This is a genomic window from Phyllobacterium sp. RCAM01083 (genome assembly GCF_055685835.1).
Window position 1 is genome coordinate 473,230 of sequence record NZ_JBVFZN010000005.1, and the last position, 11,701, is coordinate 484,930.

The 11,701-nt window shown below is 61.1% G+C and carries 10 protein-coding genes; 8 read left to right on the forward strand and 2 right to left on the reverse strand.

Translation table 11 applies throughout. The annotated features are described in order from the left end of the window. Positions 1-10 precede the first annotated feature (10 nt). Positions 11-172 (reverse strand): hypothetical protein, encoded by a 162-nt coding sequence (locus ACZ25R_RS08955; protein ID WP_223612750.1) that lies wholly within the window; start codon positions 170-172, stop codon positions 11-13. Positions 173-240: 68 nt separating this feature from the next. Between ACZ25R_RS08955 and ACZ25R_RS08960 the strand changes: the two genes are divergently transcribed. Continuing rightward, positions 241-873 (forward strand): DapH/DapD/GlmU-related protein, encoded by a 633-nt coding sequence (locus ACZ25R_RS08960; RefSeq protein WP_472460760.1) that lies wholly within the window; start codon positions 241-243, stop codon positions 871-873. Positions 874-956: 83 nt separating this feature from the next. Beyond that, positions 957-1,439: a CreA family protein gene (locus ACZ25R_RS08965; RefSeq protein WP_403176842.1), complete on the forward strand. Its 483-nt coding sequence runs from the start codon at positions 957-959 to the stop codon at positions 1,437-1,439. Positions 1,440-1,640: 201 nt separating this feature from the next. Here ACZ25R_RS08965 and ACZ25R_RS08970 read toward each other — a convergent pair whose 3' ends face one another. After that, positions 1,641-4,082, reverse strand: a complete 2,442-nt coding sequence (locus tag ACZ25R_RS08970; RefSeq protein ID WP_472460761.1) for an ATP-dependent helicase — start codon at positions 4,080-4,082, stop codon at positions 1,641-1,643. 243 nt (positions 4,083-4,325) lie between these two features. Here ACZ25R_RS08970 and ACZ25R_RS08975 point away from each other — a divergent pair, with 243 nt between their 5' ends. From ACZ25R_RS08975 to ACZ25R_RS09000, 6 genes are all read left to right on the forward strand, one after another. After that, positions 4,326-6,656, forward strand: a complete 2,331-nt coding sequence (locus ACZ25R_RS08975) for a glucose/quinate/shikimate family membrane-bound PQQ-dependent dehydrogenase (protein ID WP_472460762.1) — start codon at positions 4,326-4,328, stop codon at positions 6,654-6,656. Positions 6,657-6,899: 243 nt separating this feature from the next. Beyond that, entirely contained in the window at positions 6,900-7,439 is a 540-nt protein-coding gene (locus ACZ25R_RS08980; RefSeq protein WP_472460763.1) for a glyoxalase superfamily protein, read from the forward strand. Between the two features lie 201 nt (positions 7,440-7,640). After that, on the forward strand, positions 7,641-8,528 hold the full coding sequence (locus ACZ25R_RS08985) for a dienelactone hydrolase family protein (protein ID WP_472460764.1): 888 nt from the start codon (positions 7,641-7,643) through the stop codon (positions 8,526-8,528). Positions 8,529-8,626: 98 nt separating this feature from the next. Beyond that, complete coding sequence (locus ACZ25R_RS08990; protein WP_472460765.1) at positions 8,627-9,580, forward strand: hypothetical protein; 954 nt, start codon at positions 8,627-8,629, stop codon at positions 9,578-9,580. An 8-nt stretch (positions 9,581-9,588) separates the two neighbouring features. Beyond that, a complete protein-coding gene (locus tag ACZ25R_RS08995; RefSeq protein WP_472460766.1) occupies positions 9,589-9,948 on the forward strand; it encodes a DUF2185 domain-containing protein in 360 nt (119 codons plus the stop codon). A 293-nt stretch (positions 9,949-10,241) separates the two neighbouring features. After that, positions 10,242-11,651: an FAD-binding oxidoreductase gene (locus tag ACZ25R_RS09000; protein WP_464661213.1), complete on the forward strand. Its 1,410-nt coding sequence runs from the start codon at positions 10,242-10,244 to the stop codon at positions 11,649-11,651. Positions 11,652-11,701: the final 50 nt, after the last annotated feature.

Below are 11,701 nucleotides of genomic sequence, written 5' to 3' on the forward strand. Positions count from 1 at the left end.
GTTGGTGCTTCTATATGCACCAGGAAAGACCAGCCTGGATCAGCGACAGGAAGATCGTATCGCCATGGTTGAACCATGCGGCAAAGGTTGCGCCCGTCGCCATGGCTGCAAAGAGTGCCAGTGTCGTGTAGAGCGTCAATCGCGATGGGCTGATGGAATAGGATGATTTCATGCGGGGATTATAGGATTTCACCGGCTTTTATGCAAAAGAATTGCCGCAACCTTATTTGAGAAAGCACGATGGCTGATCCCGACGACCTCCGCTTCCAGAATCCCGAACCGCGCATCCACCCGACGGCACAGCTCAAGGGCGTCAAGCTCGGCCGTTTCGCCGAGGTCAGCGAGCGGGTGATCCTGCGCGATGTGACGATGGGGGATTTTTCCTACATCGAACGCCACAGCGAAGGCATCTATGCGGATATCGGCCGCTTCTGCTCCATCGCGTCCAATGTGCGCATCAACGCGCTGGAACATCCGATGGAACGGCTGACCACCCACAAGGTGAGCTATCGCCCCAATGAGTTTTTCCGGTATCAGGGGGTCGATTTCGGGTTCCGTGCCCGGCGGCAGGCCAAGCGCGTCAGCATCGGCCACGATGTGTGGATCGGCCATGGCGCCGTCATCATGCCCGGCATCAGCATCGGCCACGGCGCGGTGATCGGCGCCAATGCGGTGGTGACCAAAAACGTGGCGCCCTACACCATCGTCGCGGGCAATCCGGCGCGCCTGATCCGTCCGCGTTTTCCCGCCGCCATTGCCGAGCGCCTGATGGCGCTGGCCTGGTGGGACTGGCCCGCGACGACGATTTTCGAGGCCATCCCCGATATCCAGTCGCTGGGCATCGAGGATTTTCTGGCGAAGTGGGAACGATAGGAGCAGCAGGCCGTTCTGCTTGCAATTCCGCAACGCCGTATCCAACTGTGTCTGGCAAGCCCAACCATTTCAGGAGATTCTCGATGAAGCATATGCTCGCTGCTCTGGCCCTTCTGGGCGCCGCCATCCTGCCGGCTCAGGCGGAGGAGGTCGGCAAGGTCGGCGTCGACTGGCTGGGCAATGACATCGTCATCGATGCGGTTGCCGACCCGAAGATCCAGGGCGTGACCTGCCATCTCGCCTCGTTCTCGCGCGGCGTGATCGACCGGCTGCAGAAGGGCAACTGGTTCGAGGATCCGTCCAATGCGTCGATCTCCTGCCAGCAGACCGGCCCGATCGTCATCGGCGACATCAAGCTGGGCGAGGGCGGTGAGCGGGTGTTTTCCGAGCGCACCAGCCTGATCTGGAAGAAGCTGAACATCACCCGCATCTACGACAAGCAGAACAATGCGCTGATCTATCTCGCCCATGCGAGCCAGGTGCAGGATGGATCGGCCAAAACCTCCATAGCCACGATTCCGCTGTTTGCCGGAAATGTCACCTGGACCAAGGGCAAGCCGGAATAGGTTTGGGGTGTTTCCGTTGGGTTTTTACCCCCCTCTGTCCTGCCGGACATCTCCCCCACAAGGGGGGAGATCAGCTTTCACAGCTGTTTCAGCTAATCTTCAACATTGAAAATTACGTAAAATCACTGATGTCGATGTGCTCTCCCCCCTTGTGGGGGAGATGGGCGGCAGCCCAGAGGGGGGTGAAAGAACCCAGTCCGCTCAGATCTGCTTCACAAAACTGTCGAGCACGCGTTTTTGCCCGGCCTTGTCGAAATCGATGGTCAGCTTGTTGCCTTCGATAGATGAGACGTTGCCGTTGCCGAACTTGATGTGGAACACCCGGTCGCCGACGTCGAAATTCGACGGGGTTTCGCTGACGGATTTGGCCACCAGTTCGCCGTCGATCATGCGGCCCTTGACCGAGCCGCGTCCGGCGCCGTGGCCGGAATCCGTCTCGCCATAGCCGATGCGCTCGACCTTTGCGCCGGAGCGCGAGCCCCAATTGTTGCGCGTGGCGTCGGAACGGTTCTGCTGGGCGCGCTGCCAGCCGGGCGTCGAATAGGTGTTCTCAAACGGATCGGCGCGGTCGAAGCGTGACTGGCCATAGCCGCCGCCGGAGCCGTATCCGCCATAGGAATTGCCCGTCGCAACAACTTCCACGTGCGCTTCCGGCAGTTCCTCGAGGAAACGGGAGGGGATGGTCGATTGCCAGAGGCCATGGATGCGCCGGTTGGAGACGAACCAGATATGCAGGTTCTTCTTGGCGCGGGTCAGGCCGACATAGGCAAGCCGCCGCTCTTCCTCAAGGCCGGAGCGGCCGCCCTCATCCAGCGCACGCTGATGCGGGAACAGGCCTTCCTCCCAGCCGGGCAGGAAGACAGTCTCGAATTCCAGCCCCTTGGCCGAATGCAGTGTCATGATGTTGACCGCATCGAGATTTTCATTCTGCTCGGCATCCATGACCAAAGCCACGTGCTCGAGGAAGGAGCGCAGGGACTCGTACTCCTCCATGGAGCGGATGAGTTCCTTCAGGTTTTCCAGCCGGCCCGGCGCTTCCGCCGAGCGGTCGGCGTGCCACATGGCGGTATAGCCGGATTCGTCGAGGATCATCTCGGCGAGCTGTGTATGCGGCGTTGAATCAATCAGAGATTGCCAGCGGTGGAAGTTTTCAACCACTTCGCGCAGGGCGGAACGGGGTTTGGGCTTCAGCTCTTCCGTCTGCACCAGATCGGCGGCGGCATCGAGCATGCCGATATCGCGGGCGCGGGCATAGTCATGCACCTGCCGCACGGCGGCTTCACCGAGGCCGCGCTTGGGCGTGTTGATGATGCGCTCCAGCGCAAGGTCATCGGACCCTTGAGCCACGACGCGGAAATAGGCGAGGGCATCGCGGATTTCGAGGCGCTCGTAAAACCGCGGGCCGCCAACGACGCGGTAATTCAGGCCGAGGGTGACGAAACGGTCTTCGAACTCGCGCATCTGGAAGGAGGCGCGCACGAGGATCGACATGTCATTGAGGTTGTGGCCCCGGCGCTGTGCCTGCTCGATTTCCTCGCCGACCGCGCGGGCTTCCTCTTCGGAATCCCAGGCGGCGTGGACATTGACCTTGGCGTCTTCGGCATTCGGCGCATCGGTGAACAGGGTTTTGCCGAGACGGCCCTCATTGTGGGAAATGAGGAACGACGCCGCGCCGAGAATATGCGCCGTCGAGCGGTAATTGCGCTCCAGGCGGATCACGACCGCGCCGGGAAAATCCTTCTCGAAGCGCAGGATATTGTCGACTTCCGCACCGCGCCAGCCATAGATCGACTGGTCGTCGTCACCAACGCAGCAGACATTCTTCGAGCCCTGCGCGATCAGGCGCAACCACATGTACTGGGCTGTGTTGGTGTCCTGATACTCGTCGACGAGGATGTAGCGGAATTTGGCGTGATATTCCTTCAGCACATCCGGATAGGCGCGGAACATGCGGATGGGGTGGCAGAGCAGGTCGCCGAAATCGCAGGCATTGAGCGTCTTCAGGCGGTTCTGATAGGCGGTATAGAGTTCGCGGCCCTTGCCATTGGCAAAGGCGCGGGCATCGCCCTCAGGGATTTCCGTAGGGCCGAGGCCCTTGTTCTTCCAGCCGTCGATCATCAGCGCGAACTGCTTGGCAGGCCAGCGTTTGTCGTCGAGCCCTTCGGCCTGAATGATCTGCTTGATCAGGCGGATGACATCATCCGTGTCGAGAATGGTGAAATCCGAGCGCAGGCCGACCAGTTCCGCATGGCGGCGCAGCAGCTTGACACCGATGGAGTGGAACGTGCCGAGCCAGGGCATGCCTTCCACGGCACCGCCGACGAGAACGCCGATGCGCTCCTTCATCTCGCGCGCCGCCTTGTTGGTGAAGGTCACCGCAAGAATCTGGCTGGGATAGGCCTTGCCGAGGGAGAGGATGTGGGCGATGCGCGATGTCAGCACCCGTGTCTTGCCGGTTCCGGCACCGGCGAGAACCAGTACCGGCCCTTCGGTGGTTTCAACCGCAAGTCGCTGTTCCGGGTTGAGGCCATTGAGATAGGGCGGCGCGCCGCGCGCCTGCATGGCGCGTGCGGCTATGCCCTGCGGCTGGCGAGGCGCATCAGGTTCATCGAAGAACGGTATATCGTCAGGCAATCCGGACATTTCACTCCAATGTAGTGATTCGGCATCGAAAAACCAGACCGATCCGATACAAAGCAAGAACATACAGCATTTAGCGCAGAGTTTCCCCTGAAACTTGCGATTGAAATTTGCAATCGTTGATATTGCGCCGTTCTGAATTAGGGCATACGCCTAGGTCAGAGAGGAATCTGGCAGCCGATGGCCCGTTCGCAGCCTCATGTCAGGACCATTCGATCTTGATTGAGCTTGGAAAGGATCCCTGCCATGGCAATCACTCTGACGGCTCTCCTTTTTCTGATCATCGCGGCTGCCCTGGGTGCGGGCGGCGTCTGGCTCGCCGTTCTCGGCGGCAGCTGGTACTACGTCATCGCCGCGCTCGCCTTTCTCGTCACATCCATTCTCCTCTTCCGGCGGCGCTCGGCCGCATTGTCGGTCTATGCGCTGCTGGTGATCGGCACGCTGGGCTGGGCCATCTGGGAAATCCGCTTCGATTGGTGGCAGCTGGCGCCGCGCGGCGGCGTGATCATCCTGCTCGGGCTCTGGCTCCTGACACCGTGGGTGCGCGGCCGGCTGACCCGTGCCGATGCCGGCTCTGCCTCCCTGGGGGCAGCGCCGCTCTGGCTGGCCGTTCTGGTGGCGCTCGGCGTCGCCGGCTATTCCATGAGCCGGGACCCGCTCGATCTTCCCGGCCAGCTGAGCCGGGAGGCGGTGACCGCCACGCCGGATATCGGCGGCGTATCCAATGACGACTGGCACTTCTATGGCCGCAGCCTCTACGGCCAGCGCTATTCGCCGCTGAAGCAGATCACGCCCGACAACGTCGCCAAGCTGCAGGTGGCCTGGACCTACCAGACCGGCGATGTGCGCCGCTCTACCGATATTCCGGAAACGACCTATCAGGTAACACCGCTCAAGGTGCGCGACACGCTCTATATCTGCACGCCGCACAACTTCGTCATTGCGCTCGATGCCGCCAGCGGCAAGGAAAAATGGCGCTTTGATCCGCAGGTGAAGGACAATGACAACCGGCAGCACCAGACCTGCCGCGGCGTGTCCTACTATGCCGATGCCACCGTCGCGGCCGGACAACCCTGCGCCGAGCGGGTCTATATGCCGACCGCCGATGCAAGGCTGATCGCGCTCGATGCGGCCAATGGCCAGGTCTGCCCGGCTTTTGGCGACAAGGGCACCATCCATCTGGAAACCGGCATGCCTTATAACCCCGCCGGATACTACTATTCGACCTCGCCGCCGGTCATTGCCGCGGGCAAGATCATTGTCGGCGGCGCTGTCAATGACAACTATTCGATCCACGAACAGTCCGGCGTCATCCGCGCCTTTGATATCAATACCGGCGCGCTGGTGTGGAACTGGGATTCCGGCAATCCCGATGTGACGACGCCGCTGCCGGAGGGACAGAAATACACCGCCAATTCCCCCAACAGCTGGTCGATTTCCAGCGCCGATGAAAAACTCGGGCTGCTCTATGTGCCGCTCGGCAACCAGACGCCGGACCAGCTTGGCGCCGGGCGGTCCGCCAATGTGGAGAAATTCTCGTCCTCCATCGTGGCGCTCGATCTCAACACCGGGCAGATGCGCTGGGTGCGCCAGACGGTGCACCACGATCTCTGGGACATGGACGTGCCCTCACAGCCAAGCCTTGTCGACATCAACACCGCAAGCGGAGCGGTTCCGGCACTGGTCGGCCCGACAAAGCAGGGCGATATCTACGTGCTCGACCGGCGTTCGGGCGAGCCGATCATCCCGGTCGAGGAGGTGCCTGCCCCCGGCGGTGCCATCGAGGGCGACCACACCTCGCCGACACAGCCGGTTTCCGGCCTGACATTCATACCGCGACCGCTGCAGGGCAAGGACATGTGGGGCGTGACGCTGTTCGACCAGCTCGCCTGCCGCATCCAATTCCTCAAGCTGCGCTATGAGGGGCGCTATACGCCGCCGTCACTGCAGGGCTCGCTGATCTATCCCGGCAATTTCGGCGTGTTCAACTGGGGCGGCGTGGCGGTCGATCCGGAGCGGCAGGTGATGTTCGGCATGCCGACCTATCTGGCCTTCACTTCACGGCTCGTGCCGCGCGCCGATGTGCCGGCACCGGGCGCGGGCACCAAGGGCAGCGAACAGGGGCTCAACCGCAATGAAGGCGCACCCTATGCGGTGGTGATGGGGCCGTTCGTCTCGCCGCTCGGCCTGCCATGCCAGACCCCGCCCTGGGGCTATGTGGCGGGGGCGGACCTGCGCACAGGCAAGATCGCCTGGAAGCACCGCAACGGCACGGTGTATGATTCCTCGCCGCTGCCCCTGCCGCTCAAGGTCGGGGTGCCGGGGCTGGGCGGCCCGATCATCACGGCGGGCGGCGTCGCATTCCTTGGTGCAACGGTTGACAATTATCTGCGTGCCTATGACGTGACCACCGGCAAGCAGCTGTGGGAAGGGCGTCTTCCCGCGGGCGGACAGTCCACACCCATGTCCTATGCGCTGCCCGACGGGCGGCAGTTCGTCGTCATCGTCGCCGGCGGCCACGGCTCGATCAACACCAAGGCCGGTGACTACGTCATCGCCTATACCCTGCCGAAATAGGCGGGGCGTACCATCGCACCCTCCCGGGTCGGCAGCCGGGAGGGTTTTTGTTGACTGTTTTAATCCAGTTGACGCGGCGCAAAACTGCTCATATCAATTCATCAGGCAGATACGGCCAGCCGCTCGCGGGGGTTCAACCCATGGTGAATGTATCGAACGATGCTGCGTTTCATCCTTTGCATGGTGAACGGGTCGGCAATGCGGGCACTGACTTTCCGCGTTCACCCCTATGAAGGATAGACGATGCGTACATTTCATGACGCCAAGGCGATGGCCAAATCGCTGCGACAGGCGCTTGCCGCCAAAAATATCGAGATTTCCCACAGCGACGGTCTGGAACTTGTTGCGGCCGGGTTCGGTCTCGACAACTGGAACGTGCTGGCGGCAAAGATCGCGGAGGACGGGCATGCGCCAAAGGGGGCCATCTCCTTTGGACCGGCCAACCCGATCCTGCGGATTTTCGACGTTGACAAGGCCAAGGAATTCTACCTGGACTATCTCGGTTTCACCCTCGACTGGGAGCACCGGTTCGAGGACAACACGCCGCTTTACTGTCAGGTGACGCGCTCCGGCCTGACGCTGCATCTGAGCGAACATTCCGGCGATGCCAGCCCCGGCGCCCGGGTTTTCGTGCGCATGACGGGCATCGAGGCGTTTCACAAGGAGCTTCATTCCAGGAACTACCGCTTCATGAACCCGGGGCTCGAAGAAGCGCCCTGGGGCCGCGAGGTGCATGTGATTGATCCGTTCAGCAACCGGATCAGCTTTTGCGAGGACAAGTAGATTTTGCGTGCGGGCAGTGCCGGGGCAATCCGGTGCTGCCCGCCTTGACGAGGCGGTCGGCGTCTGGGAAATTGGCGCCACAGTGATGACTGGACTCGGCGTTGCGCTCTCCACCGGTGTCCTTTCGCATCGCCTGCAAGGGCGATGGGAAACGGCGGGGGTTTGATGGCCCGGCAGTCCTTTTCGATGGAAAGAGCCACAATGGACAAGCCGAAGAAAACTCCGACGATCAGTCAGGCCATGGTCGATGCCTATGACGAATACACGCATCTGACCCTCGACCGCCGGTCCTTCATGGACAAGCTTGCCAAACTGGCGGGCTCCGGCGCCGCAGCCGCGGTCATTGCACCGATGCTGGCGGCAAATTCCGCACAGGCCGCAGTCGTCGCGTCCGACGATCCGCGGCTGCTCACCAAGGACGTCATTCATTCCGGCCCGGCGGGAGACATGAAAGGCTACAGCGTACGCCCGACCGACACGACGGCGAAACTGCCGGTGGTCGTGGTCATTCATGAGAATCGCGGTCTCAACAGGCATATCCGCGATATCGCCCGGCGCATGGCGCTGGAAGGCTTTACGGTTTTTGCGCCGGACTTCCTGTCGTCGGCCGGCGGCACGCCTTCGGACGAAGACAAGGCGCGCGACCTGATTGCCAATCTCGACCCCGAAAAGACCATTGCCGAAGGCGTCGAGACGATCGCCTATCTCAAATCGGTCAAGTATGCCAACGGCAAGGTCGGCGTGATGGGCTTTTGCTGGGGCGGCGGATTGGTCAATGATCTGGCCGTCAATTCGCCGGACCTCGACGCCGGGGTGGCCTATTACGGCCGCCAGCCCAAGGCCGAGGACGTTGCAAAAATCAAGGCGCCGCTGCTGCTCCACTATGCGGGGCTCGACACGCGGATCAATGCGGGCATCGACGGTTACAGGAAAGCGCTTGAGGACAACGGCAAGACGTTTGACATCGAGGTCTATGACGGCGTCAACCACGCGTTCAACAACGATACGTCCACCGCCCGCTACAGCAAGGAAGCCGCCGATCTCGCCTGGGGCCGCACGGTGGCGTTCTTCAAGAAATATCTGAGCTGACGGCACCACACATTTCCCGACCCCATGAAACCAATGGCTTGCCAGACCGTTCCGGGCACTGCTAGTCACAACAATGCAACGCGACGGGAAATGCCTTCATGCGCTCCATAACTGCTTTTCTGGTCTTCATGATGATGTCGCTTGCACATGTGCAGGCGGGCTTTGCGCAGGAGGCTGTTTTCCCGGAAGGGTCCAGCGTCGGCCTGGTCATTCCCCGGAACATGCAGCCTTCGTCGACGTTCAGCGGCTTTGAAGACCCGGCGATGGGCGCGACCATTGTGCTGACCGAGCTGCCGGTGGATGCCTATGCGCAAATCTCCGCCAAGTTCAATGCGGAAGGCCTGGCGCCCACGGGCATCGTTGTCAGCGGTGCCGCGCAGGACTGGCAGGTCAAGGGCGCGTCGGCGGCCAAATATATTCACGGCAGCCAGATTGCCTCCGGCATCAAGTACCGCAAATGGATTGTCCTGTCGCAGGCACCGACAACCACGACGATGGTCACCATGCAAATTCCCGACGGGGTTGCCGGTGCGCCATCGGATGCGGATGTCGAGGACACATTGCGCTCGATCGCGGTGCGCACGCCGCCAACCCTTGAGGAACAGATCGCCGCCCTGCCGTTCAAGGTGGGCGATCTCGCCGGATTTCGTCCGATCCGCGCCATTGCCGGGGCAACCTATCTCCTGACTGACGGACCGCAGGATGTACCCGCCAGCGCGGCGCAGCCGGTGATCATCATCGCGTCCAATCTCGGCAATGCGCCCGAGGCTGCCGCCCGCATGGACTTTGCCAGGAAGGCCTTTGCATCGCTGACCGGGATCAAGGATGTCCGCTCGGACAATGAAAGCAGCGCGCCGGCCGATGGCGGCGAATGGGTGGATATTGACGGCAGCGCCAAGGACGCGACCAGCGGAGATGCGCTTTACGTTGCCCAGGTCGCCCGGTTTGCCGGCGACCGCTACGTTCGCGCCATCCTGATCGTGCGGGGCAGCGAAAAGGATAAATTTGCCGACCGTTTCCGCAGACTCGCCAAGTCGCTGACGATCAATTAAAATCGGGCATGGATAAAACCTATCGACTCAGCAAAGACGAGATACGGCCATTGGTCCGCAATTACGGCGGCTGTATCGCAACCGATACGATCACAATTGACGGCTATCCCGTGCGCTTCATGTACCGCGAGGATCCCGACAACGCACTGGACAGCGGCTGGCGTTTTCTCTCGGGCTTCGAAAGCGACGACTATATGGAAGACCCGGAGAACAGCGGGATTTTCGACGTCAACACCATCGCCAATTACGATCCCAGCATCATCCCTTTGCTCGACTCGCCGGTCGGCAGCGTGTTTGAACGGACCGGCGAGCAGGAGCGCTTTGTCCGGGTTACCGACTGGGAACCCAGCGACGACGATGAGGAGTGAAGGGGTGCGTGGTTCGACAAGCTCACCATGAGGGAGGTTGTGGGCTTCCGGTTATTGCGTTCTGCAAGGTCTTCGATTGATGCTGCAACCAAACCACGTCCCTCATGGTGAGCTTGTCGAACCACGCACCACCACCAGCATCATCCCGCTGTGCTGATTGAGATTATCTCACGGACTTTCTTCCCCAACCCTTGCGGTTCTCTCACACAGAGTTACAACTGGACAAGTCGCGTGCAGTGACTGAAAATGCACGCGAATTGGACGAATCCTCGATTGGAATTCTGGAGACCGGAATGGCATTGGCTGATGCAGGAGCAATGGTGCGCAATGAAAATGGTATTGCGACCGTTGTTTCGATTCTTAGGAAAAGGTTTGGTGACAACGCGCAGACGGGCAAATCCATCCGCGAGCAGCATGGCCACACCACCAGTTATGTCCCCAACCAGGCCCCCGATCTCGTGGTTTTCGCCGAAACGACCGAAGACGTTCAGGAAGTGGTACGCCTCTGCGGCGAGTGGCAGGTGCCGGTCATCCCGTTCGGCACCGGCACATCGCTGGAAGGCCATGTGAATGCGCCGGCGGGCGGTGTGTCCATCGACCTGTCGCGGATGAACCGCATTCTCAAGGTCTATACCGAAGACCTCAATGTCGTGGTCGAGCCGGGCATCACCCGCAAGGAACTCAACGAATATCTGCGCGATACCGGCCTGTTCTTCCCGATCGATCCCGGCGCCAATGCCAGCCTTGGCGGCATGGCCGCCACGCGTGCCTCGGGCACCAATGCCGTGCGCTACGGCACCATGCGCGAAAACGTGCTGGCGCTGAAGGCCGTCATGCCGGATGGCCGCCTGATCAGCACGGCAAAGCGGGTGAAGAAAACGTCTGCCGGTTATGACCTGACCCGGCTGCTCGTCGGCTCCGAAGGCACGCTCGGCATCATCACTGAACTGACGCTGAAGCTCTACGGCATTCCGCAGGCGATCTCCGGCGGCATCTGCGCGTTTCCGGATCTTGAAAGCGCCTGCAACGCGGTGATCGAGACCATCCAGATGGGCATTCCCGTGGCGCGTATCGAGCTGGTCAACAGCCTGCAGATGCAGGCGATGATCAATTATTCCAAGCTTGATTATCCGGTTGCCCCCTATCTCTTTGTCGAATTCCACGGCAGCGATGCGGGTGTGGCCGAACAGGCGGAACTCTTCGGCGAGATTGCCGCGGCCAATGGCGGTGGCCCGTTCAAATGGACGGCCAATCTGGAAGAGCGCGAAAAGCTGTGGTCGGCGCGGCACAATTCCTACTTCGCCTGCATGACGCTGGCGCCAGGGAAGCAATCGCTGTCGACGGATGTGTGCGTGCCGATTTCGCGCCTGGCCGAATGCATTGTCGCAACGGAGAAGGATATTGCGGCGAGCGGGCTGATCGCGCCGATTGTCGGTCATGCGGGCGACGGCAATTTCCATGTGCTGATCCTGTTCGACGACAAGAATCCGGAGGAAATCCAGAACGTGGAGGCCTTTGTCGAGCGCCTCAATCTCAGGGCGATTGCCATGGACGGGACCTGCACGGGCGAGCACGGCATCGGCCAGGGCAAGATAAAATTCCTCCGGCTCGAGCTTGGCGGTGCGGTCGACGTGATGGAAACGATCAAGCGGGCTATCGATCCGGGTAATATCATGAATCCCGGCAAGATCTTACGTCTGTAACTTTGCACGTTGATTCCGCATCTTCGCCCAATTTGTGAACGGTGCGGTGT